This window comes from Sphingomonas sp. Marseille-Q8236 (assembly GCF_965112005.1).
The window spans coordinates 1,029,013-1,043,768 of sequence record NZ_CBCOPO010000001.1 but is presented as its reverse complement, the minus strand read 5'-3'; the positions used below and the strand labels follow the sequence as shown (position 1 = coordinate 1,043,768).

The following is a 14,756-nucleotide window of genomic DNA, read 5'->3' as shown; positions in this document are numbered from 1 at the left end:
TCCCCCGTCACATGACGAGCGATAAAGCGGTGCGGTCCGGCGATATAGGGAAATCTGGATGCCCCGTGAGGATTCGAACCTCAATTAACGGAGTCAGAGTCCGTGGTCTTACCTTTAGACGACGGGGCATCGAACAGGGGCGTGCCTCTAGGCGGGCGAATCAAGCTTGTCAACCGGATTTCCGCCGATCGGGGTCGCGGCGTCTTGTCGCGCGGACGCCGACTCGCTACCTTGGTCTTCAAGCACCGGCGGACGCTCATGTCCGTGACGGATAGAACAGAATAAGCGAGATACGGCGATGGGGGATGTTCCCACCCGAAGGCCGTACCGGCAGGCCAAACCCCCTGCCCGTTCGGCACCGCCCCGGCCCCAGCGCGGCCGCTGGTCCGATGCGCAGGCCTATGCCGCGCTCGACCTGGGCACCAACAATTGCCGCCTGCTGATCGCGCGGCCGCAGGGCGGCGGCTTTGCGGTGGTCGATGCCTTTTCGCGCATCGTTCGGCTGGGCGAAGGGCTGGCCACGACCGGACGGCTGTCCGACGCCGCGATCGACCGTACCATCGCCGCGCTGCGCGTCTGTGCGGACAAGCTGAAGCGGCGCAACGTCACCTTGTCGCGCGCGGTCGCGACCGAGGCGTGCCGCCGTGCCGCCAACGGCCCCGCCTTCATCGCGCGCGCGCTGGCGGAGACGGGCATTCACCTCGACATCATCTCCGCTGAAGAGGAAGCGCGGCTCGCCGTGCTGGGCTGTCATGCGTTGATCGAGCCGGGGGAGGACCCCGCGCTGGTCTTCGACATTGGCGGGGGATCGACCGAACTGGTGCTGGTCGACACGCATGGGCCGCTCCCGCGCATCCTGGACTGGCATTCGGCCCCCTGGGGTGTCGTCTCGTTGACCGAAAGCGCGGGCGGCGGCGAGGGAGAGGCGGGGCGGCTGGCCGCCTATGCCCGGATGCGCGGGATCGTGGCGGACAGCTTCGCCGATTTCGCCGCGCGCCTGCCGCGCGAGCTGAAGCGGCCCCGGCTGCTCGGCACCAGCGGTACGGTGACGACGCTGGGCAGCGTCCATCTGGGGCTCAGCCAATATGACCGGGCCGCGGTCGACGGGCTGATCGTACCCACTGCGGCGATGCGCGAGATCAGCGCCAGCCTGTCGCGCAAGAGCCTAGCCGCGCGCGGCAAGGTGGCGTGCATCGGCCCCGAACGCGCCGATCTGGTGGTGGCGGGCTGCGCCATCCTGGAGACGATATTGGACCTTTGGCCCGCCGAGCGGCTAGGGATCGCAGACCGTGGGATTCGCGAGGGAATCCTGCGCCGTTTGATGGGAATCGCCAGACCGTGAGCAGAGGAAATTCGGGCCTGCACCAGCGCGTGCGCACCGCCCGGAACCGCACCGCCCAATCGACCCGCTGGCTGGAGCGCCAGCTGAACGATCCCTATGTCCGCCGCGCCAAGGCGGAGGGGTTTCGCAGCCGCGCGGCCTATAAGCTGATCGAACTGGACGAGCGGTTCGGGTTCTTGCGCGGCAAGAAGCGGATCATCGACCTGGGGCTGGCGCCGGGCGGCTGGAGCCAGGTGGTGCGGCGCAAGCTGCCGAACGCCAGCGTGGTCGGCATCGACCTGTTGCCGGTCGATCCGATCGACGGCGTCACCATCTTCGAGATGGACTTCATGGACGATGCCGCGCCCGACACGCTGATGGAGGCGCTGGGCGGCACGCCGGATCTGGTGATGTCGGACATGGCGGCCAACACCGTCGGCCATCCACAAACCGATGCGCTGCGCACCATGGGTCTGGTGGAAACGGCCTTCGCCTTTGCCTGCGACGTGTTGTCGCCGGGCGGGGTGTTCGTGTCGAAGGTGTTTGCGGGCGGCGCCGACTCGCAACTGGTCGCCGAGATGAAGCGCCACTTCGCCACCGTGAAGCACGCCAAGCCGCCGTCCAGCCGCAAGGGTTCGGTGGAATGGTTCGTCGTGGCGCAGGGGTTCAAGGGGCGGAAGGCCGTGGCGGTGGAGGATTGAGCGTAGTGCGGTGGGGTCCGCTAACGCTCACCTGCGGGCATTTAGAACTACCGGCGCGTTGGACATAATTTTACGGGCTTAAGCGTTCCCCGATACGGCCTGCTCGAGAGGGATTGAAATCAACCTTTCTTGGCCGACCATCAGACTTCGTCTCTGCAACTCGCACATATGCTTGCAGAAGTACGCCATAGGTAGTCCCACCGACCTTCGTTTGTGCCTCTTCCGGGGAAATATCGAAAGCGTAAACGATTTCGGGGCCTTCCAAGCCTTGGTCAAAGTCTATTGCCATGAAGAACTGCCTAACCCTGCTACTATCCATGCAAAGGTCGATCAGCGTCCCTTGGCGTATTGACGCGCTGCGCAATTCAAGATGCCCTTCCTTGGACCGCCATGCATGTGCGTCGACCTTGACGAGTTCGATCGAGCTCTCGTCCGGTTTGACCCTGCATTCTTCAAGGACTGCCGCCGCCTCCAAATCCTTGGCCAACTGCTGCAGCACGCGCTGCGCGCCGCCTCGCGCCATACCATCAAACGTAGGGTCGGACTTACTCTCGATGGCCCTTGATTGGGCTACGCGCGCAACGCGGCGGAGGGTCTCTGGATCAAGATGCGGCATAGTTTTCTCGTACATCAATATAAGGCACGCATCCAAAAATTCATGTGCGATCGGCCTCCAGCACCAAGCCTCGCCGAATGCGGCCGGCCCGCTTCACGCCCAAAGTAGACATTGGCTCCATTCCTACCTCCGTTCAGCCTGAGCGAAGTCGAAGGCCACGAGATGACGTTCGTGACGGAGGTTCGGGGTGTGCACTTCGACTTCGCTCAGTGCGAACGGAGGGTGGCAAGCGGGCCGAACGGAGGCAGGGCAAGCCCCCCCCTCACAACAACCCGTTCACCGCCTCCATGAAGCGCATCAGGCTGATCGGCTTCGACACATAGGCGTCCGCCCCCGCCGCACGGATTCGGTCCTCGTCGTCGCGGCCGGCATAGGCGGTGACGGCCATCACCGGGATGCGGCGCAGGTCCTCGTCGGCCTTCAGCTCGAGGATCAGTTCGTATCCGGTCACATGCGGCATCTGAATGTCCATGATGATCAGGTCGGGCTGTACCTCGCGCGCGCGCGCCACCGCCTCGCGCCCGTCGCGCACCGGCTCGGCGATGAAGCCGTGGGCGCGCAGCAGGTCGCAGAAGAGTTTCAGATTGAGTTCGTTGTCCTCGACAACGAGCACCTTTCTTGTCACGCGGGCTCCACCATTAGCGAGGGGACGATAGGCAATGCCCGGACCGGATACAATCGAGCGCGCGATGCCGCTGGCGCTTCAGGCACTGGTCTGGACGCTGCAAAGCCCGTCGCGGGCCGAGCGGCTGCTGGCGCTGACCGGCCTGTCGGTCGAGGAACTGCGCGGCGGGGCGGGCGAGCCGGGCGTGCTCGCCGCGATCCTGTCGTTCCTGGAAGGGCATGAGGCCGACCTGGTCGAATGTGCCGATTCGCTGGGCGTCCGCCCGGAGGCGCTGGTCGCTGCGCGTCGCATGCTGGAGGGCGCATGAAACCGCTGCTGATCTGTGATTGTGACGAGGTGCTGGTCCATATGGTGCGGCATTTCCGCACTTGGCTGGACGAAGCGCATGACATCGATTTTGCGCTGGATCGTCACGACTTTTTCGGGGCGATGACGCGGCGGGACGGCGGGCCCGCGCTCAGCCAGAGCGAGGCATGGGATCTGCTGCACGGCTTTTTCCCCGGTCAGATGGACCGCCAGACGCTGGTCCCCCATGCTGCCGAAGCGCTGGCCGAGCTGGCGAAGACCGCCGACATCGTCATCCTCACCAATTTGATCGAGGAATGCCGCCAGCCGCGCATCGAGCAACTCGCGCGTTTCGGCATCGCGCACCATGTCCAGTGCAACAATGGCGGCAAGGGCGAACCGGTGGCCCGGCTGGTCGCCGAGCATGGCAATCCCGTCACCGTCTTCGTCGACGATCTGCCGCAGCATCACGCCTCGGTCGCGGAACATGCGCCGCAGGTTCACCGGCTGCACATGGTGTCGGAGCCGGAAATGGCCCCGCACGTCCCCCCGGCTCCCGATGCCCATGCGCGGATCGACGACTGGCGCCGGGCGGAGGCTTGGATTGCCGCACGATTTGCCGGGGGGCACGCCGCCACCGCTTGACCGGTACCGCCCGCCCGCGCCATGTCTCGCCCATGACCACCCATATCGATCGCGCGCTCGAGCAGCTCGGCCTCGCCTTGCCGGAGGCTGCCGCCCCCGTCGCCGCCTATGTCCCCGTCGTCGAGGCGGGCGGGCTTCTCCACATTTCGGGCCAGTTGCCCTTCGTCGATGGCCAGCTCGTCACCGGGCGGCTGGGCGAAGGCGTCTCGCTGGAGGACGGGCAGAAGGCGGCGCAGGCGTGCGGCCTGATGCTGGTCGCGCAGATCAAGAAATATCTGGGCGGTGACCTGTCGCGCGTCGGCCGCATCGTGAAGCTGGGCGTATTCGTGAACTCGGCCGCCGACTTCACCGACCAGCCCAAGGTCGCCAATGGCGCGTCGGAGCTGATGGTTTCGCTGTTCGGCGAATCGGGCCGCCATGCCCGTTCGGCCGTCGGTGTGCCGGTGCTGCCGCTGGGCGCCGCCGTCGAGGTCGATGCGATCGTCGCGCTCGCCTGATCGCAACCGTCGCCCCGGCGCAGGCCGGGGCCTTTGGCGATGAGGGGCCTGCCGTTCGCGATTCCCGGCCTTCGCCGGATCGAGCCATCGATGGGCAGCCCCTTGTCCCGCTCCACTTCGAACCGCATATTCGACGGCGATGACCACCGCCATCGCGCGTATCCTGTCCGGCGTCGCCGCCCTGTCTCCCGAAGAGTGGGACGCCTGCGCGGGGACGGCCAATCCCTTTATCGGCCATGGCTTCCTCACCGCGCTGGAGGATTCTCACAGCGTCGGCGGGCGGTCGGGATGGACCCCCGCCCCGATCGTTATCGACGGAGCGGATGGCCGCCCCGCCCCCATCGCCCCCGCCTATCTGAAGGCGCATAGCCAAGGCGAATATGTCTTCGACCATGGCTGGGCCGATGCGTGGGAGCGGGCCGGCGGGCGTTATTATCCCAAGCTCCAGATCGCGGCGCCCTTCTCGCCCGTGCCGGGCCCGCGGCTGTTGCTGCGCGATCCCGCGCTCGCCCCCGCGCTGATCGCCGCGATCGAGGCGGTAACCGACCAGAACGAGCTGTCCTCGGCGCATGTCACCTTCGTCGCGCCCGAGCAGCTGCCGCATTTCGAGGCGGCGGGCTGGCTGATCCGGGAGGGGGTGCAGTTCCACTGGCGCAATAAGGGCTATGCCCGCTTCGACGATTTCCTGGACGCGCTCGCCAGCCGCAAGCGCAAGGCGATTCGCAAGGAACGCGCCGCCGCGGTCCAGGGGCTGACCATCCGCCACCTGAGCGGCCCCGACATTCGGCCGGAGCATTGGGACGCCTTCTGGACCTTCTATCAGGATACGGGCAGCCGCAAATGGGGCCAGCCCTATCTGACCCGCGCCGCCTTTGACCGGATCGGCGAGCGTCTGGGGGACAAGGTGCTGCTGATCCTGGCCGAGCGGGACGGCGTGCCGATCGCGGGGGCGCTCAACCTGATCGGGGAGGATACGCTCTTTGGCCGCTATTGGGGCGCGACCGAGGAGGTGCCCTTCCTCCATTTCGAGCTTTGCTATTATCAGGCGATCGACGCGGCCATCGCGCGCGGGCTGTCAACGGTCGAGGCCGGGGCACAGGGCGAGCACAAGCTGGCGCGCGGCTATGGTCCGGTGCCGACCTGGTCGGCGCACTATATCCCCCACCCCGCCTTCCGCCGTGCCGTCGCCGAGTTCGTCAACCGCGAGCGCGAGGCGATAGAGGCGGAAAGTGCGTTTCTGGACGAACTCACCCCGTTCCGGCGGGGCTAGAGCGGTCTCCGATCAGCCTGGTCGAAGATCGCCCTGGTCCTTAGTCCCCGTTCTTGTCCGGCGGCGTGCTGCGCCGCGCGGGCGGGGCGCGGCGGTCATCGCCGGGCGAGGGACGGCTGAGCAGTTCATAGGCCGCCGGATCGATAATCGGGCGGCGATCGTCGATCCGGTAGAGGACATCGCGTCCCGACCGCCAGATCGGCGTCAGGCCGCGCGTCAGGCTTTCATCATAGCGCGGCGGATGGACCAGCCAGACATAATCGAACGCATCGCGCGGCAATAGCTTGAGCGCGGTATCGACCGGGCGCCACCACTGGCCCCGGCACCGCCGCTGGGTCACGATCTCGGACGGATCATGCGCGAACCGTTTGGCGGGGGCGTAGCGCACCGTCAGCAATTGCCCACCCGCCATCGACCATTGGTCGTTGGCATAGGCCAGCTTGCGCTCCAGCGCGAGGCCGGCGACATGCTCCAACCGGCTCGACGGCCAGACATCGGCGCAATATTGGCGGCCGACAAAGGTCAGCAGCCGGGCGCGCGGCGGCACATGATCGAGCGCGGCGAGCACCCGGTCATAGTCGTTGCTGTACATCACATAGCTGACCGTGGTCGCGCCGATCCGCACCACGAAGAACAACAGGCCGACCACCGCGAGCGTCGATGCCCCGCGCAGCGACAGCCCCCGCCGGGGCCGCAGCGCGATCAGCGCGATGGCGAGGACGTACGGCGCCAGCCGCATATCGGCATAGGCCGAACCGAAGACGATGCGCGGCAGCAGCAGATAGACCACCGCCAGGAACGCCGCCGACAGCACCAGATTGCGCGAATATTCGACCCGCTCGTCGCGCACGCCCTTGAGCAGCACCAGGAACAGCACCGTGACCGAGGCGAGGTCGAACGCCATCCAGCGATCGCGCAGCGCCATCGTCACCCAGTTGATCTTCCACCGCCAGTTGAACCAGTCGGTGGTCTGGCCGGTGACATCGGCCCCCGATCGCCACAGCACCATCAGCACCATGGGCAGCGCCAGCGGGATACAGCCGATCCCGGCATGGAAAGCCGAGACGATCCAGCCCTTCACGCCCCGCGCGCCCTTGGCCCGGCGAACATCGTGCTGGCGGATCAACTCGGCGGAAAAGGCCAGCACGCCGAGCACGCCCCAGCCAAAGGTATGCGCGACCCACAGGATGCAGGACAGCGGCACGAAGAGCCATGCGCGCCGCCGCACCGTGCCCAGCCGCCCCATGCGCAGCCAGAGCGCGAACAGGTTGAGCGCCAGCGCCATCGCCAGCGCGAAATTCACGAAACCGAACTGGAAGGGATAGCTATAGGCCAGCGGCAGCGCGAACAGCGCGGTCGCGGGGATCCGCCCCTGCACCTCGCGCGCGATCCAGAGCAGGCCGGTGACGGTCAGCACCGGAATGGCGATGACGATCAGCTTGACCGCCAGCTCCAGCCCGAAGATCGGCGTCAGCGGCTCGATCAGCAGGTCGATGCCCAGATTGCCGATCATCTGCCATTCGAAATGATACCAATTGGCCAGCCAGGGCTGATGGGCATATTCCAACTGGACCCGGTACCGGCCCATATGGCCCGGCAGGTCGACCAGCGGCGGCACCGTCGGCCAGAGCAGCGGCAGCGCGGCGAGCAGGGCCATCGCCACCACGAACCACCGCGTCTGCCACCAGTTGAGCTTTCCCCCATTCATGGCGAAAGTGCCTAGCGGACCGAAGGGGCGTCCGACAAGCATCGGTCGCGCCGAACGCGATAGACGGCGGAATCGCGGTCGGACCATGTGCGGATCAGGTCGGGCGACTTCGCCCGCCCCGCCGGGAAACCGATCGTCCACACCGCATCGAAGGCGCAGCGATCGAAGTCGCGGATCGCGGCGTCGAAATCGACCCATCCGCCCAGACTGCCCGGCGCGAACACCAGGCTGGAGGGATCGCCGTCATAGGGCGCGGCCCCGGCGACCCGGGGCCGAATCAGATGCTGGCCGGGCACGCTCCACTGGGTATTGGTGAACACACGCCGCCGCGCGATCGCGATCCCCGCAATATGCCAGCGCCGGGTGCCGCCCCAGCCGCCTTCCGCTTCGGCATCGGTCAGCACCAGCACCCGGCCGCCCGGCGGCAAGGCCGACAGCGCCCGCCAGTCGCGCTCCTGCGCCGCAGCCAACTGGGCGAAGGCGATGGTGGTGCCGATAATACGAACGAGGAAGAAGCCGGTCGTCGCCGCCGCGATGCGCCCATGATCGCGGCCGGGCGACACGCGCACCGACAGGATCGCCAGGATCACCGCCGGACACAGCATCCGCATGTCGAGATAGGCGCCGCCGCGATAGACATAGGGCAGGATCAGGAAGATCAGAAAGCCCAGCCCCGCCGGTATCGCCAGAAGCGGCAGGACCGACAGACGGCGCGACCGGATCACCGCATAGCCGAAGAGCAATATGACGATCAGCGCCGCGATGTCCCAGATCGCCCATTGCTCGCGGAACAGCGTCAGGATCCAGCGCATCTTGTAGACGATGAACCAGCCGCCGGTATCGCCCGCCACCTGGTCCCCGCCGCCCTTCAGCATCAACAAGGCTGGCGAGGCCATCGGCGCCACCGCCAATCCGGCCCGCAGCATCGCCTGCCTCCAGGACCGCCCCGCGCCGCTCAGCCGCATCGCCTCCATCGCAAAGACATTGGTCAGCAACAGCGCCCAGCCCAGCGCATGGGTCAGCCAGATCACCGGCGCGATCAGCGCGAAGAGCAGGATTCGCCAGCCGGCGCTCCACCGCCGCGCCAGATACAGCCACAGCGCCATGGCGAGCAGTACCAAGGCCTGGGCCAGGCTGAAATTGACGAACCCCATCTGGAGCGAGGGGCCATAGGCCAGCGGAAGGGCGAGCATCGCGGTCGCCGGAATCCGCCCATGCGCAGCGCGCGCCAAGGCGAAAATTCCCGCGACCGTCAGCGGCGGGATCGCCAGTACGACCAGCTTGGCCGCCGGTTCGATGTCGAGGGCAAACAGCCGGTGGAGCGCCAGCACCAACCCCTCGACCCCCAAATTGCCGACCGCGGCCCAATGCACGTCATAATGACGCCCCAACGGTCCGCGCCCCGCCTCGGCCAGGATGCGATAGCTGCCGATATGGTCGCCCATGTCACTCAGCGGCGGCACGGCGGGCCAGAGCAGCGGCACCGCCGATACGATCACGCACAGCCACAAAAAGAGGCGGGACTGCCACCACAGCCCCGCCTCTTCGTCAGTTCTTCCGTCCCGTCGGCGATCCATGGCGATGGCTCCTGTCAGGACGGGATCGGATCAGGCCCGGTCGCGACGGCCCAGCAGGCGCAGGCGCAGCGCGTTGAGCTTGATGAAGCCCGCCGCGTCGCGCTGGTCATACGCGCCCTGATCGTCCTCGAAGGTGACGACCTTTTCCGAATACAGGCTGTAAGGCGACTTGCGCCCCGTCACGATCGCCTGGCCCTTGTACAGCTTCAGGCGGACGGTGCCGGTCACCTTCTCCTGGCTGTAGTTGACGGCGGCCTGGAGCATCTCACGCTCGGGCGAGAACCAGAAGCCGTTATAGACCAGCTCGGCATAACGCGGCGCCAGTTCGTCCTTCAGATGCGCGGCGCCGCGATCGAGCGTGATCTGCTCGATACCGCGATGCGCCAGCGCATAGATGGTGCCGCCCGGCGTCTCGTACATGCCGCGGCTCTTCATGCCGACGAAGCGGTTCTCGACCAGGTCGAGGCGGCCGATGCCATGCTTGCGGCCCAGTTCGTTCAGCTTGGTCAGCAGGGTTGCGGGCGAGCACGCCTCACCGTTCAGCGCGACGCCGTCGCCACGCTCGAAATCGATGGTGATCGTCTCGGGGACGTCGGGCGCGTCCTCCGGGTTGACGGTGCGCGAATAGACGTAATCGGGGACCTCATCCCACGGGTCCTCCAGCACCTTGCCCTCGGACGAGGTGTGCAGCAGGTTCGCGTCGGTCGAGAAGGGCGCTTCGCCGCGCTTGTCCTTCGACACCGGGATCTGGTGCGCCTCGGCGAATTCGATCAGCTTGGTGCGGCTGGTCAGGTCCCATTCGCGCCACGGTGCGATGACCTTGATGTCGGGGTTCAGCGCATAATAGCCCAGCTCGAAGCGGACCTGGTCGTTGCCCTTGCCGGTCGCGCCATGGCTGACCGCGTCGGCGTTCACCATCTTGGCGATCTCGATCTGGCGCTTGGCGATCAGCGGCCGCGCGATCGAGGTGCCCAGCAGGTACAGCCCCTCGTAGAGCGCGTTGGCGCGCATCATCGGGAAGACGTAATCCTTGACGAATTCTTCGCGCAGATCGTCGATGAAGATATGCTCGGGCTTCACGCCTGCCATCTCGGCCTTCTTGCGCGCGGGCTCCAGCTCCTCGCCCTGGCCCAGATCGGCGGTGAAGGTCACGACCTCGCAGCCATAATGCTGCTGCAGCCACTTGAGGATGACGCTGGTGTCGAGGCCGCCCGAATAGGCGAGGACGACGCGCTTGATATCTTCGCTCATGGCAAAGTCCTTGATGAAGAGGGGATGGATTTGCCCCGCGCCCTATGCGCTGTGGCGGCCGCACGCAACCTTCGCTTGGGGTCGTTCCCCCACTCGTTCATTGCCCCGACAGCCAAAGGCCGTCAGGAGCGGCCATGATGTCCCGTTCAGGAGTGTCCCGCATGACCCGTTTCCTCGTCGCCGGCCTGATCGCCGCCACGCTCGCCGTGCCCGCCGCCCCCGTCCTGGCGCAGCAGGACACGCGCGCGTCGGCCGCCGCCAAATTCTCCCGCGAGTTCAAGGCGCGCGATACCAATCACGACGGCGCACTGACCAAGGCCGAGGTGAAGGCCGCCATCATGAAGATGGGCAACGGCCAGAAGAAGATCGACGACGTCCATGCCGGACGCCTCGCCGATCTGTGGTTCGGCAAGGCCGATGCAAACAAGGACGGGAAGGTGACCGAGGCGGAGGCGCAGGCGCTGCTGTCGCGCACCTTCGATGAATATGAAGCGGCCAAGGCGGCCCAGCGGTCGCAGCAACCGGCGGGTCCGAAGGGGCGGTAAGCGCCCCAACCCACGACCCTGCCGCCGCCGTTCAGCCTGCCAACCTCCGTTCAGCCTGAGCGAAGTCGAAGGCCACGCCCCACCCTCCGGGTAAGCGATTCCCGTGCACGTCGACTTCGCTCAGTGCGAACGGAGGGTGGTCCCATTTTCTACCCCGGCCTGCGCCCTGTCGGTGCGGTTTCTCGCCAACATAAAAAAGGCCCGGTGCGTTGCCGCACCGGGCTTAGGTCGTCCGCAGGAGGAACGTCGTGGGGTGCGGGGGTCTCTCGCCCCGCTCCCGATCAGTTGTAGGCGCGCTCGCCGTGCTCGCCGAGGTCGAGGCCTTCCTGCTCGACTTCCTTCGAGACCCGCAGGCCGGTCAGGGCCTTGGCGACGAACATGGCGATGACGGTGCCGATGGTGGCCCAGACGATCGTAGTGGCGACCGCGCCGAGCTGCACCAGCAGCTTCGGCCCAATCGCATAGTCGGCCGCGCCCGGACCGCCCAGCGAGGGGGCGTAGACCACGGCGGTACCGATCGCGCCGATCATGCCGCCGATGCCGTGCACGCCGAAGGCGTCGAGCGCATCGTCATAGCCGAGCTTGGGCTTCAGGACCGACACCGCATAGAAGCAGACCACGCTGGCGATGGCACCCAGCACGATCGCACCGAACGGACCGGAGTTACCAGCGGCCGGGGTCACCGCGACCAGGCCGGCGACAATGCCCGAGCAGAAGCCCAGCGCCGAACCCTTATGCCCCGCCAGACGCTCGGCGAGCATCCAGAACAGGCCGCCGGACGCCGTCGCGACGAAGGTGTTGATCATCGCCAGACCCGCCGAGCCATTGGCCTCCAGCGCGGAGCCCGCGTTGAACCCGAACCAGCCGACCCACAGCAGGCCGGTGCCCACGCCGGTCAGCGTCAGCGAGTGCGGGGGCATCGGGGTCGTCGGGTAGCCCATGCGCTTGCCCAGGATCAGCGCGGCGACCAGCGCCGAGACGCCGGCGTTGATGTGCACCACCGTGCCGCCCGCAAAGTCGAGCGCGCCCGCCTTGAAGAACAGGCCCGACGATGCCCACACCATGTGCGCGATCGGGAAATAGACGATGGTCAGCCACACGGCGGTGAACGCCATGACCGCCGAGAACTTCATCCGCTCGACGACCGAGCCGAGCACCAGGGCAGCGGTGATCGCGGCGAAGGTCATCTGGAAGCAGATGAAGACATATTCGGGGATTTCGACGCCGGCGGTGAAGGTCGCCGCCTGGCTGGCAGGCGTGACGCCCGAGAGGAACGCCTTGCCCAGCCCGGAGATGAAGTTGGACGCGCCCCCCGACACGTCCGGCCCGAAGGCCAGGCTATAGCCGTACATCACCCAGATCAGCATCGCGAGACATGCGGCCGCGCCGATCTGCGTCATGGTGGACAGCATGTTCTTCGCGCGGGTCAGACCGCCATAGAACAGCGCCAGACCCGGCAGGATCATCATCATGACCAGCACGGTCGAGGTGAGCATCCAGGCGGTATCGCCCTTGTTCACGGTCGCGGCCGGCGCGGCGGCGGCGGGCGACTGGAGCGCGGCGGCATCCTGGGACCAGGCGGGCAGCGCGGCGAAGAGCGCCAGGCCGAGGCCCGTCGCACCGGTCGCCAATTTGGTGACATGCTTCATCGAAATCCCCCCCTCTCTCAGAGCGCCGATTCGTCGGTTTCGCCGGTGCGGATGCGCACGGCCTGGCCGACATCGAGCATGAAGATCTTGCCGTCGCCGATCGCGCCGGTGTTGGCGGCGGCCTGGATCGATTCGACGACGCGGTCGGCGATCTCGGACGCGCAAACGACCTCGATCTTGATCTTGGGCACCATGTTGGTGCTGTATTCGGCACCGCGATAGATTTCGGTCTGGCCCTTTTGCCGCCCGAAACCCTTCACCTCGGTCACCGTCATGCCCGCCACGCCCAAAGTGGTGAGCGCCTCGCGCACCTCGTCGAGCTTGAACGGCTTGATGATAGCGATGATCAGCTTCACCTGTGCCCCCTTTGCGTTTCCCGCCCACAAGCGTTGCAAAGGGTGTGCCAGTTACGTTTTCGCGACATTTTCGCGCTATGATGGGGCGGCGCGATCCGTTTCGCCTGCCGGACGGCATCAATTTTTAGGCATTGGCAAGGATATGCTTAAATTTTGGGCAGCCTTTCCTCCCCTGTAAGGAGGGGGGACCCGCTATCGAGAGCGTGACACCCCTCCGTCAGGCCTGCGGCCTGCCACCTTCCCCTTCCAGGGGAGGAAGGGAAATCACGCCGCCAGCGCGGTGCCGCCGACGGTCAGCCCTTCGACCAGCAGGCTCGGCTGGCCGACGCCCGCAGGCACGCTCTGCCCGCCCTTGCCGCAGACCCCCACGCCCTCGTCCAGCGCGAAGTCGTTACCGATGCCCTTCACCTTGGTCAGCACGCTCGGCCCGTCGCCGATCAGCGTCGCGCCCTTGATCGGCGCGCCCAGCTTGCCATTCTCGATCCGATACGCCTCGGTGCAGGAGAAGACGAACTTGCCCGACACGATGTCGACCTGGCCGCCGCCGAAGGACTTGGCGAAGATGCCGTTCTTGACCCGCGACAGCAGCTCGGCCGGGTCGTCCTGCCCGCCCTTCATGAAGGTGTTGGTCATGCGCGGCATCGGCGCATGGGCAAAGCTCTCGCGGCGGCCATTGCCGGTCGGCGCGACGCCCATCAGCCGCGCGTTGAGCCGGTCCTGCATATAGCCCTTGAGGATACCGTCCTCGATCAGCACGACCTCACGCGTCGGCGTCCCCTCGTCATCGATCGACAGCGAGCCGCGCCGGTCGACAGGGCTGCCGTCATCGACCACGGTGACGCCGGGCGCCGCGACCCGCTCACCGATGCGTCCCGAAAAGGCCGAGGTGCCCTTGCGGTTGAAGTCACCCTCCAACCCATGCCCGATCGCCTCGTGCAGCAGCACGCCCGGCCAGCCGGGCCCCAGCAACACCGTCATCTCCCCCGCGGGCGCGGCAACCGAGTCGAGATTGACCAGCGCTTGGTTCAACGCGACGTCGATGCCGCGCTCCCACGTCTCGCGCGCGACCAGTCGGTCGTACAGGTAACGACCGCCAATCCCGAAACTGCCCGTTTCGCGCCGCCCATTCTGTTCGACCACGACCGAGATGTTGAGCCGGACGAGCGGGCGGACGTCGGTGGCGACGAAGCCGTCGGGGCGAACGATCTCCACCACGCTCCAGCTTCCCGACAGCCCGACCGACACCTGCACGACGCGGGGATCGCGCGCACGGGCAGCGGCGTCGATCGTCTGGCAGAGCGACACCTTCTCGGCGAAGGGCATCAGGTCGAGCGGATCGGTCGCGGTATAAAGATGGCGATTGGTCCCCTGCGGCGGGGGCGCGGCGGTGCCCTTGGCGGGGTCGATCAGCGCCATGGTCTCCGCTGCGCGCTTGATCGCCGCCTCCGAAAGCTCATTGGCATGGGCGAAGGCGGTCATCTCGCCCGATACCGCGCGCAGGCCGAAACCCGAATGCGTGTCGTAGCTGGCCGTCTTTAGCCGCCCGTCGTCGAAGCCGAACGCTTCGGATCGCTTATATTGCAGGTACAGCTCGCCATCGTCCGCCCGCGACAGCGCATTGGCGGTCAGCCGAAGTGCGGCCTCCGGATCGAGCGTGTCACGGTAGAGGAACGAGCGGGGATCGGTGGCGGATGTCATGCCACCGATATA

At 66.7% G+C, this 14,756-nt stretch carries 15 protein-coding genes and 1 tRNA gene; 7 read left to right on the top strand and 9 right to left on the bottom strand.

The genetic code is table 11. From position 1 onward, the window contains the following. Positions 1-55 precede the first annotated feature (55 nt). Positions 56-129 (bottom strand) — tRNA-Gln (locus ACWPWT_RS04935). A gap of 169 nt (positions 130-298) precedes the next feature. On the opposite strand from ACWPWT_RS04935, the gene ACWPWT_RS04930 reads away from it, so the two are divergent. Further along, positions 299-1,342, top strand: a complete 1,044-nt coding sequence (locus ACWPWT_RS04930) for a Ppx/GppA phosphatase family protein (protein WP_454278785.1) — start codon at positions 299-301, stop codon at positions 1,340-1,342. Beyond that, entirely contained in the window at positions 1,339-2,022 is a 684-nt protein-coding gene (locus tag ACWPWT_RS04925; protein ID WP_454278784.1) for an RlmE family RNA methyltransferase, read from the top strand. The genes ACWPWT_RS04930 and ACWPWT_RS04925 overlap by 4 nt, the downstream gene beginning before the upstream one ends. Positions 2,023-2,092: 70 nt before the next feature. Here the strand turns inward: ACWPWT_RS04925 and ACWPWT_RS04920 are convergent, their stop codons facing one another. Next, on the bottom strand, positions 2,093-2,638 hold the full coding sequence (locus ACWPWT_RS04920; protein WP_454278783.1) for a hypothetical protein: 546 nt from the start codon (positions 2,636-2,638) through the stop codon (positions 2,093-2,095). A 262-nt stretch (positions 2,639-2,900) separates the two neighbouring features. Next, a complete protein-coding gene (locus ACWPWT_RS04915) occupies positions 2,901-3,263 on the bottom strand; it encodes a response regulator (protein WP_454278782.1) in 363 nt (120 codons plus the stop codon). 34 nt (positions 3,264-3,297) lie between these two features. Here ACWPWT_RS04915 and ACWPWT_RS04910 point away from each other — a divergent pair, with 34 nt between their 5' ends. From ACWPWT_RS04910 to ACWPWT_RS04895, 4 genes are all read left to right on the top strand, one after another. Continuing rightward, complete coding sequence (locus tag ACWPWT_RS04910; RefSeq protein WP_454278781.1) at positions 3,298-3,570, top strand: DUF3572 domain-containing protein; 273 nt, start codon at positions 3,298-3,300, stop codon at positions 3,568-3,570. Then, complete coding sequence (locus ACWPWT_RS04905; RefSeq protein ID WP_454278780.1) at positions 3,567-4,193, top strand: HAD family hydrolase; 627 nt, start codon at positions 3,567-3,569, stop codon at positions 4,191-4,193. Before ACWPWT_RS04910 ends, ACWPWT_RS04905 begins: the two co-directional genes overlap by 4 nt. Positions 4,194-4,225: 32 nt before the next feature. Further along, the gene (locus ACWPWT_RS04900; RefSeq protein ID WP_261268496.1) at positions 4,226-4,690 is read left to right on the top strand and encodes a RidA family protein; all 465 of its coding nucleotides are present in this window, start codon (positions 4,226-4,228) and stop codon (positions 4,688-4,690) included. Positions 4,691-4,829: 139 nt separating this feature from the next. Then, positions 4,830-5,960 carry a GNAT family N-acetyltransferase gene (locus ACWPWT_RS04895; protein ID WP_454278779.1) on the top strand — a complete coding sequence of 377 codons (1,131 nt, stop codon included), beginning with the start codon at positions 4,830-4,832 and terminating at the stop codon, positions 5,958-5,960. A gap of 40 nt (positions 5,961-6,000) precedes the next feature. Here ACWPWT_RS04895 and ACWPWT_RS04890 read toward each other — a convergent pair whose 3' ends face one another. The 3 genes from ACWPWT_RS04890 to ACWPWT_RS04880 are packed head-to-tail and all read right to left on the bottom strand — an operon-like array spanning position 6,001 to position 10,496. Further along, on the bottom strand, positions 6,001-7,668 hold the full coding sequence (locus ACWPWT_RS04890; protein WP_261268494.1) for a hypothetical protein: 1,668 nt from the start codon (positions 7,666-7,668) through the stop codon (positions 6,001-6,003). Between the two features lie 11 nt (positions 7,669-7,679). Then, positions 7,680-9,245: a hypothetical protein gene (locus ACWPWT_RS04885; protein WP_454278778.1), complete on the bottom strand. Its 1,566-nt coding sequence runs from the start codon at positions 9,243-9,245 to the stop codon at positions 7,680-7,682. A gap of 30 nt (positions 9,246-9,275) precedes the next feature. Then, positions 9,276-10,496, bottom strand: coding sequence for an argininosuccinate synthase (locus tag ACWPWT_RS04880; RefSeq protein ID WP_261268492.1), 1,221 nt, complete (start codon positions 10,494-10,496; stop codon positions 9,276-9,278). Between the two features lie 161 nt (positions 10,497-10,657). Here ACWPWT_RS04880 and ACWPWT_RS04875 point away from each other — a divergent pair, with 161 nt between their 5' ends. Next, positions 10,658-11,041, top strand: coding sequence for an EF-hand domain-containing protein (locus ACWPWT_RS04875; protein ID WP_261268491.1), 384 nt, complete (start codon positions 10,658-10,660; stop codon positions 11,039-11,041). Between the two features lie 281 nt (positions 11,042-11,322). On the opposite strand, the gene ACWPWT_RS04870 is transcribed toward ACWPWT_RS04875, so the two are convergent. The 3 genes from ACWPWT_RS04870 to tldD form a co-directional block, all read right to left on the bottom strand. Continuing rightward, positions 11,323-12,690: an ammonium transporter gene (locus tag ACWPWT_RS04870; protein ID WP_454278777.1), complete on the bottom strand. Its 1,368-nt coding sequence runs from the start codon at positions 12,688-12,690 to the stop codon at positions 11,323-11,325. A gap of 17 nt (positions 12,691-12,707) precedes the next feature. Then, complete coding sequence (locus ACWPWT_RS04865; protein WP_042488306.1) at positions 12,708-13,046, bottom strand: P-II family nitrogen regulator; 339 nt, start codon at positions 13,044-13,046, stop codon at positions 12,708-12,710. Positions 13,047-13,310: 264 nt separating this feature from the next. Then, positions 13,311-14,744 (bottom strand): metalloprotease TldD, encoded by a 1,434-nt coding sequence (gene tldD, locus ACWPWT_RS04860; RefSeq protein ID WP_454278776.1) that lies wholly within the window; start codon positions 14,742-14,744, stop codon positions 13,311-13,313. Positions 14,745-14,756: the final 12 nt, after the last annotated feature.

Coding starts and splice junctions, on each gene's coding strand:
- ACWPWT_RS04890 (WP_261268494.1), bottom strand. CDS start 7,668: ATGAATGGGGGAAAGCTCAACTGGTGGCAGACGCGGTGGTTCGTGGTG.
- ACWPWT_RS04905 (WP_454278780.1), top strand. CDS start 3,567: ATGAAACCGCTGCTGATCTGTGATTGTGACGAGGTGCTGGTCCATATG.
- ACWPWT_RS04920 (WP_454278783.1), bottom strand. CDS start 2,638: ATGCCGCATCTTGATCCAGAGACCCTCCGCCGCGTTGCGCGCGTAGCC.
- ACWPWT_RS04885 (WP_454278778.1), bottom strand. CDS start 9,245: ATGGATCGCCGACGGGACGGAAGAACTGACGAAGAGGCGGGGCTGTGG.
- ACWPWT_RS04870 (WP_454278777.1), bottom strand. CDS start 12,690: ATGAAGCATGTCACCAAATTGGCGACCGGTGCGACGGGCCTCGGCCTG.
- tldD (WP_454278776.1), bottom strand. CDS start 14,744: ATGACATCCGCCACCGATCCCCGCTCGTTCCTCTACCGTGACACGCTC.
- ACWPWT_RS04880 (WP_261268492.1), bottom strand. CDS start 10,496: ATGAGCGAAGATATCAAGCGCGTCGTCCTCGCCTATTCGGGCGGCCTC.
- ACWPWT_RS04930 (WP_454278785.1), top strand. CDS start 299: ATGGGGGATGTTCCCACCCGAAGGCCGTACCGGCAGGCCAAACCCCCT.
- ACWPWT_RS04875 (WP_261268491.1), top strand. CDS start 10,658: ATGACCCGTTTCCTCGTCGCCGGCCTGATCGCCGCCACGCTCGCCGTG.
- ACWPWT_RS04900 (WP_261268496.1), top strand. CDS start 4,226: ATGACCACCCATATCGATCGCGCGCTCGAGCAGCTCGGCCTCGCCTTG.
- ACWPWT_RS04895 (WP_454278779.1), top strand. CDS start 4,830: ATGACCACCGCCATCGCGCGTATCCTGTCCGGCGTCGCCGCCCTGTCT.
- ACWPWT_RS04910 (WP_454278781.1), top strand. CDS start 3,298: ATGCCCGGACCGGATACAATCGAGCGCGCGATGCCGCTGGCGCTTCAG.